The following is a 14,597-nucleotide window of genomic DNA, read 5'->3' on the forward strand; positions in this document are numbered from 1 at the left end:
ACAAGGAACCTGACCCATGGGACAAATCACACTCAAACAGGTCACCAAAAGCTTTGGCGACGTGCAGGTCATCCCGCCATTGGACCTGACCATCGAAGACGGAGAGTTCACCGTGTTCGTCGGCCCCTCGGGCTGCGGAAAATCCACGCTGTTGCGTCTGATCGCCGGGCTTGAGGACATCACCACCGGCCATATCGAGATCGACGGCAAAGACGCGACCGATGTCGTTCCCGCCAAACGCGGTCTGGCGATGGTGTTCCAGTCCTACGCGCTTTATCCGCACATGTCGGTGCGCAAGAACATCGCCTTCCCGCTGAAGATGGCCAAGATGGACCCAGCCGAGATCGAAAAACGGATCGCCAACGCGGCGTCTGTTCTGAACCTCACCGATTATCTGGATCGTCGTCCGGGCCAGCTTTCGGGCGGTCAGCGCCAGCGTGTCGCCATTGGCCGCGCGATTGTCCGCGAACCCGCCGCGTTCCTCTTCGATGAACCGCTGTCGAACCTCGACGCTGCCTTGCGCGTCGGCATGCGGCTCGAGATCAGCGAACTGCATGAACGCCTGAAAACCACCATGATCTACGTTACCCACGATCAGGTTGAAGCCATGACCATGGCCGACAAGATCGTCGTGCTGCGTGCTGGCCATATCGAGCAGGTCGGTAGCCCGTTGGAGCTTTATCACAGACCGCGCAACGAGTTTGTGGCCGGCTTCATCGGGTCGCCCAAGATGAACATCTTCGGCGGCGCCGAGGCGCAGAAATACGGTGGCGTGAAGGCAGGCATCCGGCCCGAACATATCGACGTGTCGATGACCGAAGGCACCTGGAAAGGCAAAGTCGGTGTTGCCGAGCATCTGGGGTCTGACACGTTCATCCACGTCCACGACACGGGGTTAGACGACATGGTCACCGTTCGGATCACAGGGGATATTTCCGTGCGCCATGGCGACACGATCTACCTGACGCCGCAGCTCGATCAGATGCATAAATTCGACGCTCAGGGGCTTCGCATCGCATGAAACGGCTGGACGGCAAGACGGCATTGATCACCGGCGCAGCGCGTGGCATCGGCCGCGCGTTTGCCGAACGCTATGTCGCAGAGGGCGCGCGCGTGGCGATTGCGGATATCGACATTGCCCGCGCAGAGGAAACCGCCTCGCAGATTGGCGAACATGCGATCGCGGTGCATATGGATGTGACCGATCAGGCGAGCATCGATGCGGCAGTCTCCGCCAGCGTGGAGCAGCTTGGCCAGATCGACATCCTGATCAACAACGCCGCGATCTTCACCGCCGCCCCGATCACCGAGATCACCCGCGCCGATTACGCCCGCGCCTTTGACATCAACGTGGCAGGCACCCTGTTCACGTTGCAGGCGGTCGCGAAACACATGATTGACCGTGGTATCAAAGGCCGCATCATCAACATGGCGAGCCAGGCAGGACGCCGCGGCGAACCTCTCGTGGCGGTCTATTGTGCGACCAAAGCGGCGATCATTTCTCTGACCCAATCGGCAGGACTGAACCTGATCGCGCACGGGATCAACGTGAACGCGATCTCTCCAGGTGTCGTCGATGGCGAACACTGGGATGGTGTGGATGCGTTCTTTGCCAAATACGAAAACAAGGCCCCGGGCCAGAAGAAACGCGAAGTCGGTGCCTCTGTCCCCTATGGGCGCATGGGCACGGCAGACGACCTGACAGGCATGGCGGTGTTCCTTGCCAGCGACGATTCCGAATACATCGTCGCACAATGCTACAATGTGGATGGTGGCCAATGGATGAGCTGAAACAGGACAGCCGAAGCAAAGCCGTGGCACTGTCGCTGGCCAATCTGGACATGTTGCCCGAAGGGATTGCCCGCCCGACCTATAAGCGTGTCGACCTGACCCCCGGCATCGTGCATATCGGTCTTGGCAATTTCCATCGCGGCCATCAGGCGTGGTATCTGCACCGGCTGATGCAGCAGGGGCTGGCCCATGACTGGGCGATCATCGGCGCCGGTGTGCGCCCCGGGGATGCGCGGATGCGCGAGCATCTTCTGGCGCAGGACTGCCTGACCACGCTGATCGAACTGGACCCCGCTGGCATCTCTGCCGAAGTGATCGGGTCGATGATTGATTTCGTGCCGGTCGAGGATGGGCATGGCGCATTGATCGCCGCGATGTCCGATCCACGCATCCGCATCGTGTCGCTGACTGTGACCGAAGGCGGATATTACCTCGATGCCGGCGGAGCGTTGGACATAGCGCACCCGGACATTCAGCATGACATGGCCCATCCCGACGCGCCGCGCACCGCCTTTGGTGCGATGGTCGCGGCATTGCGGGCCCGCAAAATCGCAGACCACCCCCCGTTCACCGGGCAGTCCTGCGACAACCTTCAGGGCAATGGCACGATCCTGAGGCAGACCCTTGTCGGGCTGGCCCGTGGCAGCGACCCCGAACTTGCAGACTGGATCGACAGCGCAGGCCGTTTCCCCAACTCCATGGTCGACTGCATTGTGCCGGCTACAGGTGACGCTGAGCGTCAGCGCGCCCATGATCTGGGCATCGCCGATGCGGTGCCCGTCACACATGAAAACTTCCGCCAGTGGGTGATCGAAGACGCCTTCTGTCAGGGCCGTCCGGACTGGGACAAGGTCGGCGCGACGTTCACACAGGATGTACACAGTTACGAGGCGATGAAGATCCGCATGTTGAATGCCGGGCATCAGGTGTTGGCGAATGCCGGCGAAATCCTCGGCCTGCCGACGATCGCCGCCTGCATGTCTGACCCGCAGATCGCGCCGTTTTTTCAGAAGGTGCAAACCAAAGAGATCAGCCCCCATGTGGCGTCCGTGCCGGGCACGTCCCCCGAGGCCTATCTCGCCCTGGTCACGCGGCGCTTCTCCAACCCCGAAATCCACGACACCACGCGCCGTGTGGCCTTTGACGGTTCATCCCGCCACGCCGGATTCATCCTGCCGATCCTGCGCGATGCCTTGGCAGCGGGAACACTTATTTCGGGTCTGGCCCTGACCGAAGCCCTTTGGGCACGCATGTGCTACGGCACCCGCGAAGATGGCAGCGTGATCGAAGCAAACGATCCGATCTGGTCAGACCTCGTAAGCGCGGCGCAGCGTGCGCAGACTGAGCCGGCCGCTTGGCTGGCGCAGTCGCAGATTTACGGCGACCTTGCGCAGGATATGCAGTTTGCCACAGCCTTCTCAGACTGGCTGTCGGTCATCTGGAAAAACGGCACCCGAACGGCACTGGCCGAGTACCTGTCCCGAGCCTAAGAACGCAGAGCCGCGCGCGTCGTGGCTCTTTAGTGTCGGGCGACCGAATAGCCCATGGCGCAAACGACTGGAAGCCCACTCAAACCTAGGTTTGGTGTGCGCGGATCGTTCTGACTATATGTTTGGGTATCGATTTAGAGAGATATTGTCACTCTTTACTAGGTTTGGCGATGACCTACTCTCCCACGTCTTGAGACGCAGTACCATTGGCGCGGTGGCACTTAACGGCCGGGTTCGGAAAGGGACCGGGTGTTTTGCTCACGCTATGATCACCAAACCGAGTAAAGAGTGTGTTGTCCAAGTCATGTGCACATTGCTGGTGTAGTGCTTTTGGTCGTTGTTCCAGTTGTGGTTGGCGTTTGTGCGCTGTTCCACGGTGTGGCAACGGGCATGACTGCGTCATACCCTGCGTGCCACCAATCGTGTCCGCTTTGCGGAGGACGATTTTGTTGTTACTGGATCAAATCAAGCCTATCGGGCCATTAGTACCGGTCAGCTGAACGCATTGCTGCGCTTACACCTCCGGCCTATCGACGTGGTGGTCTACCACGGCCCTCAGGGATACCTTGTTTTGAGGGGGGCTTCCCGCTTAGATGCCTTCAGCGGTTATCCTTTCCGATCATAGCTACCCTGCACTGCGGCTGGCGCCACAACAGGTCCACCAGTGGATCGTTCACCCCGGTCCTCTCGTACTAGGGGCAACTCCTCTCAAGTATCCTACACCCACGGCAGATAGGGACCGAACTGTCTCACGACGTTCTAAACCCAGCTCACGTACCTCTTTAAACGGCGAACAGCCGTACCCTTGGGACCTGCTCCAGCCCCAGGATGAGATGAGCCGACATCGAGGTGCCAAACACTGCCGTCGATATGGACTCTTGGGCAGTATCAGCCTGTTATCCCCGGCGTACCTTTTATCCGTTGAGCGATGGCCCTCCCACTTGGGACCACCGGATCACTATGGCCGTCTTTCGACTCTGCTCGACTTGTCAGTCTTGCAGTCAGGCTGGCTTCTGCCATTGCACTCAACGAGCGATTTCCGACCGCTCTGAGCCAACCTTCGCGCGCCTCCGTTACGCTTTAGGAGGCGACCGCCCCAGTCAAACTACCCACCACGCAGGGTCCCGGATCCGGATAACGGACCGCGGTTAGACATCAAGAGTGCGAAGGGTGGTATCTCAAGGGAGGCTCCACAGAAACTGGCGTTCCTGCTTCAAAGCCTACCACCTATCCTGCACATCACAATCCTGATGCCAGTGCGAAGTTGTAGTAAAGGTGCACGGGGTCTTTCCGTCTAACCGCGGGAAGCCTGCATCTTGACAGGCAATTCAATTTCGCTGAGTCGATGTTGGAGACAGCGGGGAAGTCGTTACGCCATTCGTGCAGGTCGGAACTTACCCGACAAGGAATTTCGCTACCTTAGGACCGTTATAGTTACGGCCGCCGTTTACCTGGGCTTCAATTCAGAGCTCTCACCCCTCCTTTTAACCTTCAGGCACCGGGCAGGCGTCAGACCCTATACGTCGTCTTGCGACTTCGCAGAGCCCTGTGTTTTTAATAAACAGTCGCCACCCCCTGGTTTGTGCCCCCAGCCCCTAGTTGCCTAGGAACCGGGCCTCCTTCTCGCGAACTTACGGAGGTATTTTGCCGAGTTCCTTCAACATCGTTCTCTCAAGCGCCTTGGTATGCTCTACCAGTCCACCTGTGTCGGTTTAGGGTACGGTCTGATGATGGAGCTATTTCCAGGAACCTCTGAACGGCCCCTCCAATCCGATAAGGAGGAACAATCTTCGAGATCCGTCACTTCCATCTGGCCCACGAATATTAACGTGGTTCCCATCGCCTACGCCTTTCGGCCTCGGCTTAGGGGCCGGCTTACCCTGCTCAGATTAGCTTTAAGCAGGAACCCTTGGACTTTCGGCGAGAGTGTCTCTCACACTCTTTGTCGCTACTCATGTCATCATTCTCGCTAGTGATCTCTCCACGGGATCGCTCACGCGCCCGCTTCACAGAAAAGACTTCGTCTTTTCTGACCTCTTATTTGCACTACCGCCTTCGGCTACTTGAGTGCGAACACCCTCGTAACTTCCGTCAGTCATGCAAAAGATCAGTAAGACGTAGTCCTATGTCACACTACGCTCTGCTACCATGCACTATGTGCATCCGAAGCTTCGGCTCATGGCTTGAGCCCCGTTACATCTTCGCCGCAGGACAACTTGTTTAGACCAGTGAGCTGTTACGCTATCTTTAAAGGATGGCTGCTTCTAAGCCAACCTCCTGGTTGTTTTGGTCGTCCCACCTGCTTTCCCACTTAGCCATGAATTGGGGGCCTTAGCTGTCGGTCAGGGTTGTTTCCCTCTTCACGACGGACGTTAGCATCCGCCGTGTGTCTGCCATCTAGTACTCCCCGGTATTCGGAGTTTGGTTAGGATCAGTAAGCCTGTGGGGCCCCATTACCCATCCAGTGCTCTACCCCCGGGGGTATTCGGATGACGCTCTACCTAAATAGATTTCGCAGAGAACCAGCTATCTCCGAGTTTGATTGGCCTTTCACCCCTAGGCACAGCTCATCCCGATCCTTTTCAACGGATGTGGGTTCGGTCCTCCAGTTGGTGTTACCCAACCTTCAACCTGGCCATGCCTAGATCACTCGGTTTCGGGTCTGATCCATCTAACTCATGCGCCCTATTCAGACTCGCTTTCGCTGCGCCTACACCTAACGGCTTAAGCTTGCTAGATAGACCAAGTCGATGACCCATTATACAAAAGGTACGCCGTCACCCCGCAAGGGGGCTCCGACTGATTGTAGGCGTTCGGTTTCAGGTACTGTTTCACTCCCCTCGTCGGGGTGCTTTTCACCTTTCCCTCACGGTACTGGTTCACTATCGGTCAGTAAGGAGTACTTAGCCTTCGAAGGTGGTCCTCCGATCTTCAGACAGGATTTCACGTGTCCCGCCCTACTTGATACGTCCGATCACGCTTCCCATACGGGGCTGTCACCCGCTATGGCTGTGCTTTCCAGCACATTCTGGTCACGATCTCGGCTCGGCTGGTCCCCGTTCGCTCGCCACTACTAGGGGAGTCGCTATTGCTGTCCTTTCCTCCGGGTACTTAGATGTTTCAGTTCCCCGGGTTTGCTCTTATAAACCTATGTATTCAGTCTATAAGTACTTGGTTTTGCCTACTATTGATCGACCTTGCGGCCGACAATAATAAACAATCAAGTGGGTTGCCCCATTCGGAAATCCGTGGATCAAAGCTTATTCTCAGCTCCTCACGGCTTATCGCAGAGTATCACGTCCTTCATCGCCTCTTACTGCCTAGGCATTCACCAAACGCCCTTCTCGCGCTTGATTTGATCCAGAAAGAACAAAACCGAGCAGTTTTGAAGCGCTACCGCTTCGCTACTTGAGCGCAGTTGTTGATCCTTCCGATCAAAAGTCACTTTTTTCCCGCCCTCGCTTTAGCGAGGACTATGTCGTTCAATCCGTGCGGAATGAACGACGGGTTAGTGTACTTGACTTGGACAACGTATGTTCGTTTCACATGAGGATATGCAGATCGAGCCGGCTAGACCCAATCAACACCTCTGACCGAAGTCAGACCCATGGAGATCGCCAAACACTTATGGCAATCAAACATAGTTGATTTTGTATCTCTCTAAACGATGTCAATTGACGACTTTCCGAAGGAAAGTCTGTCAGGTGCGAATAGGCGACTTTCGAAGAAAGTCTGCCGACGCACACCGTAGTTTGCTTGGAGCAAACATCTCAACATTCCTAAGAATGCTCAGAAGTATGTTCCCAGACACGTCACTTCCCGCAAGTTAGTGGTGGGTCGAGGAGGACTTGAACCTCCGACCTCACGCTTATCAGGCGTGCGCTCTAACCACCTGAGCTACCGACCCAGAGATTTTTGCAAAGCAAAAACTCGTCGTCGCGGCAGTGCCTTCCGAAGGAAGGTCACGAGAGCGACCAGCCCAACGTGGTTAAAACAAGGGCCGTAAAACTTGGTGGAGCCTAGGAGGATCGAACTCCTGACCTCCTGAATGCAAATCAGGCGCTCTCCCAGCTGAGCTAAGGCCCCATGCTTTGGGACCCTGACACCGAACCTTTCCGAAAGGTCCTGCCATACAGGGTCTGACGTTCTGAAGAGATATGAGGACGGCCTGGTTTACAGTGCCTCTTGCGAGACCTGTTTATGATGGCCTTGAGAAGCCATCTGCTAAGTGTTTCATGTTTTGTGCTCTACCGCCTCCGGCTACTTGAGCGCGATTGCGTTAGGCATAAAAGCTAGAAACATCCTTAGAAAGGAGGTGATCCAGCCGCAGGTTCCCCTACGGCTACCTTGTTACGACTTCACCCCAGTCGCTGAGCTCACCGTGGTCCGCTGCCCCCTTTGCAGGTTGGCGCACGGCCTTCGGGTGAACCCAACTCCCATGGTGTGACGGGCGGTGTGTACAAGGCCCGGGAACGTATTCACCGCGTCATGCTGTTACGCGATTACTAGCGATTCCGACTTCATGGGGTCGAGTTGCAGACCCCAATCCGAACTGAGATAGCTTTTTGGGATTAACCCATTGTCACTACCATTGTAGCACGTGTGTAGCCCAACCCGTAAGGGCCATGAGGACTTGACGTCATCCACACCTTCCTCCCGCTTATCACGGGCAGTTTCTCCAGAGTGCCCAGCATAACCTGATGGCAACTGAAGATGTGGGTTGCGCTCGTTGCCGGACTTAACCGAACATCTCACGACACGAGCTGACGACAGCCATGCAGCACCTGTCACTCAGTCCCCGAAGGGAACCATCCATCTCTGGATGTAGCTGAGGATGTCAAGGGTTGGTAAGGTTCTGCGCGTTGCTTCGAATTAAACCACATGCTCCACCGCTTGTGCGGGCCCCCGTCAATTCCTTTGAGTTTTAATCTTGCGACCGTACTCCCCAGGCGGAATGCTTAATCCGTTAGGTGTGTCACCGAACAGTATACTGCCCGACGACTGGCATTCATCGTTTACGGTGTGGACTACCAGGGTATCTAATCCTGTTTGCTCCCCACACTTTCGCACCTCAGCGTCAGTATCGAGCCAGTGAGCCGCCTTCGCCACTGGTGTTCCTCCGAATATCTACGAATTTCACCTCTACACTCGGAATTCCACTCACCTCTCTCGAACTCAAGACACCCAGTATCAAAGGCAGTTCCAGGGTTGAGCCCTGGGATTTCACCTCTGACTTAAATGTCCGCCTACGCGCGCTTTACGCCCAGTAATTCCGAACAACGCTAACCCCCTCCGTATTACCGCGGCTGCTGGCACGGAGTTAGCCGGGGTTTCTTTACCTGCTACAGTCATTATCTTCACAGGCGAAAGAGCTTTACGACCCTAAGGCCTTCATCACTCACGCGGCATGGCTAGATCAGGCTTGCGCCCATTGTCTAAGATTCCCCACTGCTGCCTCCCGTAGGAGTCTGGGCCGTGTCTCAGTCCCAGTGTTGCTGATCATCCTCTCAAACCAGCTATAGATCGTAGACTTGGTAGGCCATTACCCCACCAACTATCTAATCTAACGCGGGCCGATCCTTCTCCGATAAATCTTTCCCCCTAAGGGCGTATACGGTATTACTCTCAGTTTCCCGAGGCTATTCCGTAGAAAAGGGTACGTTCCCACGCGTTACTAACCCGTCCGCCGCTAGAACCGAAGTCCTCGCTCGACTTGCATGTGTTAGGCCTGCCGCCAGCGTTCGTTCTGAGCCAGGATCAAACTCTCAAGTTGAAAGGCTACATAATAGCCTTCTTGACAGTCGAACCTCTGCACATCCACCAGATGACATTACTGACATCACCTGGCGTTTTCTCTGTTTGATGCGCTCAAGTTTCACAAGGAAACAAAAGCCGCCAAACAGTGAAGCTGACACTCTATCATCGGGCTACCGCTTCGCTACTTGAGCCCAGGAATGTCGAAACACCCATCAACCCAAATCGCCAAACAAACACCCTAAGAGCGCGACATACAGACGCCCAGACTTGCCGAAACAAACCAAACCGCCCGCATATCTCTTCAGATATTAGCAATGTCAAAGAGCAACCCAGAGACAAACAACAAGACCAGTGCGCCCTAACTTCCCGGCGCGCCCGCCCTCATATACCCCTGAATTATCCACCACCGTAAGCAATCAACGCCCCGTCCGATGTCCCAGCATCCGCCTCAGCGCCGCCGGTGAAGCGCTATCTAGATATCAGCGCAAAACTCCGCAAGCCCTTTTTTCGGTTCCGTTCGATTTTTTTTCAAAACCTGATCTGATGCCGATTTCATGGGCAGATGCACCTTCCCCCATGTCAGGCGCCAAGGGCCTTGGAGGCCAAAGACAGGAACACCTCTCGTTCCTCAGTTGTCAGTTTTGCCAATATATCGTCCTGCAACTCTGCAACGACGGGAAAGATGCTCCGGTAGGCCTTCTCGCCTTCTTCGGTCAGTGTAATGACCCGTGCACGACGGTCTTTTTCGCTGACCACACGGGCGACATAGTTTTTTTGGAGAAGCCTTTCGATAACGCCGCCGATGGTTGCCCGATCATAGGCAATCTTTGCCGCAATGCTGGCCTGATCAAGTCCCGGCGTGGCACGAATCGCATCGAGTGCTGCGAATTGCACGGGCGTCAGGTCGAAACCTTTTTCCTGCATGCGAGTGGCAAAAACCTGAGTCGACATCTGGTTGAGGCGCCGGATCACGTGACCGGGCATCGTGAGAATTTCCAAGGCGCGTTCCCTTTCCTGGCTCTTGAGAAGACAGTCTTCGACCTCGGAAGGTGGATGACAAGAAAAATATGTATACTTATTTATTTCTCTGTGTAATTGATATGTGTGGTTACTAATTTCAAGCAACCACGCTGGAGACCTGACCATGCAGTATTATCTCGACGGCTTCAGACCCGGCGATCCGGACATCAAACCCCCTGCCCCGGAGCGCGCCAGACCCACCGGTCTTCCGGAAAAGGTCGATGTGCTGATCGCCGGGTGCGGACCGGCGGGATTGTGTCTTGCGGCACAACTGGCAGGCTTTCCCGACATTACGACCATGATTGTGGAGCCGAAATCCGGTCCGATGGAAAAGGGACAGGCCGATGGTGTCAGCGTCCGCTCCATGGAGATGTTTCAGGCGTTCGGCTTTGCCGAGACCGTCAAACGCGAGGGCTATTGGGTGAACCAGACCGCCTTCTGGCGGCCCGACCCGGACGAACCGGATCACATCCTCCGTATCGGGATCACGCAGGATGTTCCCGACGATCAATCCGAGATGCCGCATACCATCGTGAATCAGGCGCGCATTCATCAGCTGTTTCTCAATGTGATGAAGAACGCGCCGACGCGACTGGAGCCAAATTACGGAATGCGGGTGCGCGATCTGACCATCGACACCGCGACCGACGATCACCCTGTATCCGTTGTTCTGGAACATGTGTCGGAGGATGGGACGGTCAGTCGGACGACAACCGTCCGTGCCAATTACCTGGTTGGGTGCGACGGCGCGCGCAGCACGGTGCGCCGTGCGATTGGCGGTCGCTTGGAGGGGGATGCCGCACATCAGGCCTGGGGGGTGATGGACATCCTGGCAAACTCGGATTTCCCCGATCTGCGCCGGAAATGCCTGATCCAGTCTGCCCGCGAAGGTAATATTCTGATTATCCCGCGCGAGGGTGGATACCTTTTCCGTATGTATGTGGAGTTGGACAAGCTGAACCCGGACGAGCGCGTGTCAGGCCGGAATCTCGCAGCCGAGGACATCATCTCTGCGGCGAACCGGATCATGCGGCCCTACAGCATCGACGTCAAAGAGGTGGTCTGGTGGTCGGTCTACGAAATCGGCCATCGGTTGTCCGACAGGTTTGACGATGTGCCGTCTGACCAGATCGGCACGCGTCTCCCGCGGGTGTTCACCGCCGGAGATGCCTGCCACACGCACAGCCCGAAGGCTGGACAGGGCATGAACGTGTCGATGGGTGATACGTTCAATCTTGGCTGGAAACTGGCGCATGTTCTTCAGGGGCTTTCGGACCCAAGTCTGTTGCACAGCTATTCCGCCGAACGGCATCTGGAGGCAAAAAGACTGGTCGAGACGGATCACACATGGGCGCGAATCATGAGTGCCCCGCCGGGTCAGTCCGAACTGGATGGCGATGAGATGCCACGGTTCCAGAAGCAGTTCATCGAGAACCTCGAATTCACGGGCGGATTGGCGGTGCATTACGAGCCGTCGCGGCTCACGTCAGCGGCGGCGCGTCAGGATCTTGCGACGGGACAGATTGTCGGGAAGCGCTTTCATTCAGCGCCCGTGATCCGGCTGGCCGATGTGAAGCCTTTGCAATTGGGTCATGTCGCCGAGGCCGATGGCCGGTGGCGGATCTATGCCTTTGCCGGTCGGGATGACACGGGGTCAGCCGATGGCGCGATGCACAGGCTGTGCGCCTTTCTCGCGACGGATCCGGCGTCGCCTATCGCGCGGGTCATGCGCAAGGGTGACGATCTGGACAGGCGGATCGACCTGCGCGCGGTGTTCCAGCAGGACTTTATGTCGTTGCGATTTGAGGACATGCCCGATCTCCTACGCCCCGCAAAAGGGCGTTACGGTCTGCGCGATTTCGAAAAGGTGTTCTGCGTCGATCACAAGTCCGGTCAGGATATATATGACATGCGCGGGATCGACCGGGACAACGGGTGCATGATCGTCGTGCGACCGGATCAATATGTGGCCCATATCCTGCCATTGGATGCCACGGCCGCGTTGGCCAAGTTCTTCGAAGGGATTTTCCTGCCGCTTGCTTAGCGCATCAAACCGCGGCTCTCGGCCTCGTCCGAAGGCAGTGCAAACAGGCTGTCACTCCGCGCTGACCTTCGTTACGCTGCAAGGTAACTAAGTGGAGTGCACATATGGAACTTGTCGCAAAAGCAACTGCAATCGTTGGTGGCACGGTCGCCTTTCTGCGGCGGCTGAGTGCGCCCGACAGGCAGGCTTTTGGCGCTCACCCCGAGATTCCCGAGGCGCGCAAACAGGGGATCATGACCCTCAAGATGCCGATTGCCGAAGGGTGGAAGAACGGACGGCTGCCCAAATGCGCCCCCGGCCTCAAGGTCAATGCCTTTGCATCCGGACTGGATCACCCACGCTGGATCGAAGTGCTGCCGAATGGCGATGTTCTTGTGGCGGAGTCCAAAGAACAGGCTGGCCCGCCGAAGACTCTGATGGATCACGCGGCACAGGCAACGATGCGACGGGTCAAAGCGATTGGGGAAAGCGCCAACCGCGTTACCCTTTGGCGAGATGCAGACAAGGACGGCATTGCCGAAATCCGCGAAGTGTTTGTGGAAAACCAGAACCAGCCGTTCGGCATGGCCCTTGTCGGAAACCGCTTCTACCTTGGCAATACTGACGGCATCCGCGTCTTTGACTATGCCTCTGGCGATACGGCCCTGTCAGGCCCCGGCGAACCGCTGGTGGCGTTCAAACCGCATGGTCACTGGACCCGTAGCCTGCTGGCCTCGCCGGATGGCTCGAAAATCTATGCCGGTGTCGGGTCGCTTTCGAATATCGGCGATGCCGGTATGGAGGTGGAGGAAGGCCGCGCCGCGATTTGGGAACTGGACGTGGCGACGGGCCAAGCGCGCATCTTTGCCTCAGGTCTGCGCAATGCCGTTGGCATGGCGTGGGAACCGGTGACCGGCAAGCTGTGGACCGTTGTGAATGAACGTGACGGCCTTGGCGATGAAACCCCGCCGGATTACCTGACCTCGGTTCAGGACGGTGGCTTTTACGGATGGCCCTATTGCTATTGGGGACGAACGGTGGATGACCGCGTACCGCAGGACGCCAAGATGGTGGCGAAAGCGATCACTCCGGATTTCGCACTTGGCGGACATACGGCGTCGCTAGGGCTGTGCTGGATGCCAGAAGGCACGCTGCCGGGCTTCGGCGCTGGCATGGTGATTGGCCAACACGGGTCATGGAACCGCTCCAAGCTCAGTGGATACAAACTGATCTTCGTACCATTTGAGAACGGTGCGCCAAGCGGTCCCGCACGGGACATTCTGTCCGGGTTCCTGTCGGAAGACGAAAAGCTGGCATATGGCCGCCCCGTTGGTGTGACCATCGGGCCGGACGGAAAGTCGCTGTTGATGGCGGATGACGTGGGCGACATCATCTGGCGGGTGACCGCCGCGGATTGATGTCGAAAAAGCCGCGGGCAGGACCATGTGCGGAGGCGAGTCGGCATGAAGTCTGATGGCGATCCCTGAAGGACTCGAACCCTCAACCTGCTGATTAGAAGTCAGCTGCTCTATCCAGTTGAGCTAAGGGACCGCTGGGTGTTTATTTGCAGACTTTGCCCGCTCGGGGCAAGAGAAGGTCACAGGGTTCTGGTCATAAAAACGCTGAGTGGGTCCTCGACGTAATCGCCGAAAGGCGTGCAATAGTCGAAACCATAGCGTTCATACAAACGCCGCGCCGGAGCGAACGGAGCCTCTGATCCGGTCTCGAGGCTGATGCGTGTCATGCCGAGGTCTGTCGCTTCGCTCAGTATTCTTTGAACGAGAGCCGCTCCGACACCCCTGCTCCGGGCTTCGGCGCGGGTGTGCATCGACTTCAGTTCGCCATGCGTGCTGTCCAGCGGCTTGATCGCCGCGATGCCAAGCGTTGTGATGTCGTCCCGAGCAGCAAAGACTTTTGCGCCTGCCGCAAAAAGATCATCGGCGCTCATCACATGGCAGCTTTCAGACGGTGTCTGCGCCTGCATCATCTCGAAATGGCGGGTGAGCAATTCCGAAACGTCCCAGGTCAGCGCGACAACCGGCTCTATACGGAGCGCGGTGTTCAATGCGTCCACGCGCCTTTGCGATCCACCGCGAAGTTTTCCGCATAGCCCCGGGGGCGGATGTTGGGTTTGCGCTTGTTCGGGGTGAGTTGGATCACCTCGATGCCATGTTCCTTGGCATAGGCCTTGGCCGCCTCCAGTGTATCGAACTTCAGGCGAACCTGGCTTTGCGTGTCGGAGGACGAGGTCCATCCCATCAGCGGATCAATCTCGCGCGGGCTGTCGGGCGCGTATTCGAGCACCCAATGGTTGGTTTTGGCGGTGCCAGAGGACATGGCGGTTTTCGACGGCTGATAAATCCGGGCGCGCATAGGTCTCACCTGTTTGATCGTTGCGGCAGGTATGCGCAAAAACAGTCTGACGTGCAAGATGATGATCCTGTCGCAGCACAAAGGGCTGTCAGTGCAAGCAGGGAACCACCGGATCACGAGAAGCGGGGAGCGAGGGGTGGGTG

General features: G+C 57.0%; 8 protein-coding genes, 3 tRNA genes and 3 rRNA genes. 5 read left to right on the plus strand and 9 right to left on the minus strand.

What is annotated here, in order from left to right; genetic code table 11:
• Positions 1-16 precede the first annotated feature (16 nt).
• Genes ACMVPR_RS12895 through ACMVPR_RS12905 form a run of 3 tightly spaced genes read left to right on the plus strand, consistent with a single transcriptional unit; the run spans position 17 to position 3,281 of the window.
• Positions 17-1,021 carry an ABC transporter ATP-binding protein gene (locus tag ACMVPR_RS12895; protein ID WP_416883218.1) on the plus strand — a complete coding sequence of 335 codons (1,005 nt, stop codon included), beginning with the start codon at positions 17-19 and terminating at the stop codon, positions 1,019-1,021.
• Positions 1,018-1,791, plus strand: a complete 774-nt coding sequence (locus ACMVPR_RS12900; protein WP_416883219.1) for an L-iditol 2-dehydrogenase — start codon at positions 1,018-1,020, stop codon at positions 1,789-1,791. Before ACMVPR_RS12895 ends, ACMVPR_RS12900 begins: the two co-directional genes overlap by 4 nt.
• Positions 1,779-3,281 (plus strand): mannitol dehydrogenase family protein, encoded by a 1,503-nt coding sequence (locus ACMVPR_RS12905; protein WP_416883220.1) that lies wholly within the window; start codon positions 1,779-1,781, stop codon positions 3,279-3,281. The genes ACMVPR_RS12900 and ACMVPR_RS12905 overlap by 13 nt, the downstream gene beginning before the upstream one ends.
• A gap of 162 nt (positions 3,282-3,443) precedes the next feature.
• Here the strand turns inward: ACMVPR_RS12905 and rrf are convergent.
• The 6 genes from rrf to ACMVPR_RS12935 form a co-directional block, all read right to left on the minus strand.
• Positions 3,444-3,558, minus strand: a 5S ribosomal RNA gene (gene rrf / locus ACMVPR_RS12910).
• A gap of 184 nt (positions 3,559-3,742) precedes the next feature.
• Positions 3,743-6,637, minus strand: a 23S ribosomal RNA gene (locus ACMVPR_RS12915).
• A gap of 474 nt (positions 6,638-7,111) precedes the next feature.
• A tRNA-Ile gene (locus tag ACMVPR_RS12920) sits at positions 7,112-7,188 on the minus strand.
• Between the two features lie 103 nt (positions 7,189-7,291).
• Positions 7,292-7,367 (minus strand) — tRNA-Ala (locus ACMVPR_RS12925).
• 222 nt (positions 7,368-7,589) lie between these two features.
• Positions 7,590-9,054, minus strand: a 16S ribosomal RNA gene (locus tag ACMVPR_RS12930).
• Together the 16S, 23S and 5S rRNA genes with 2 tRNA genes alongside form the textbook arrangement of a ribosomal RNA operon.
• A gap of 563 nt (positions 9,055-9,617) precedes the next feature.
• Complete coding sequence (locus ACMVPR_RS12935) at positions 9,618-10,184, minus strand: MarR family winged helix-turn-helix transcriptional regulator (RefSeq protein ID WP_416883221.1); 567 nt, start codon at positions 10,182-10,184, stop codon at positions 9,618-9,620.
• Here ACMVPR_RS12935 and ACMVPR_RS12940 point away from each other — a divergent pair.
• Together ACMVPR_RS12940 and ACMVPR_RS12945 are read left to right on the plus strand one after the other, a co-directional pair.
• Positions 10,183-12,102 carry an FAD-dependent monooxygenase gene (locus ACMVPR_RS12940; RefSeq protein ID WP_416883222.1) on the plus strand — a complete coding sequence of 640 codons (1,920 nt, stop codon included), beginning with the start codon at positions 10,183-10,185 and terminating at the stop codon, positions 12,100-12,102. The two genes, ACMVPR_RS12935 and ACMVPR_RS12940, sit on opposite strands and share 2 nt — an antisense overlap.
• Before the next feature lie 104 nt (positions 12,103-12,206).
• Positions 12,207-13,499: a PQQ-dependent sugar dehydrogenase gene (locus ACMVPR_RS12945; protein WP_416883223.1), complete on the plus strand. Its 1,293-nt coding sequence runs from the start codon at positions 12,207-12,209 to the stop codon at positions 13,497-13,499.
• A 56-nt stretch (positions 13,500-13,555) separates the two neighbouring features.
• Here the strand turns inward: ACMVPR_RS12945 and ACMVPR_RS12950 are convergent.
• From ACMVPR_RS12950 to ACMVPR_RS12960, 3 genes are all read right to left on the minus strand, one after another.
• A tRNA-Arg gene (locus ACMVPR_RS12950) sits at positions 13,556-13,632 on the minus strand.
• Positions 13,633-13,678: 46 nt separating this feature from the next.
• The gene (locus ACMVPR_RS12955) at positions 13,679-14,155 is read right to left on the minus strand and encodes a GNAT family N-acetyltransferase (protein WP_416883224.1); all 477 of its coding nucleotides are present in this window, start codon (positions 14,153-14,155) and stop codon (positions 13,679-13,681) included.
• Entirely contained in the window at positions 14,143-14,454 is a 312-nt protein-coding gene (locus tag ACMVPR_RS12960) for an ETC complex I subunit (protein ID WP_292268283.1), read from the minus strand. Before ACMVPR_RS12960 ends, ACMVPR_RS12955 begins: the two co-directional genes overlap by 13 nt.
• Positions 14,455-14,597: the final 143 nt, after the last annotated feature.

Source organism: Marivita sp., from assembly GCF_048006345.1.
GTDB lineage: Bacteria > Pseudomonadota > Alphaproteobacteria > Rhodobacterales > Rhodobacteraceae > Marivita.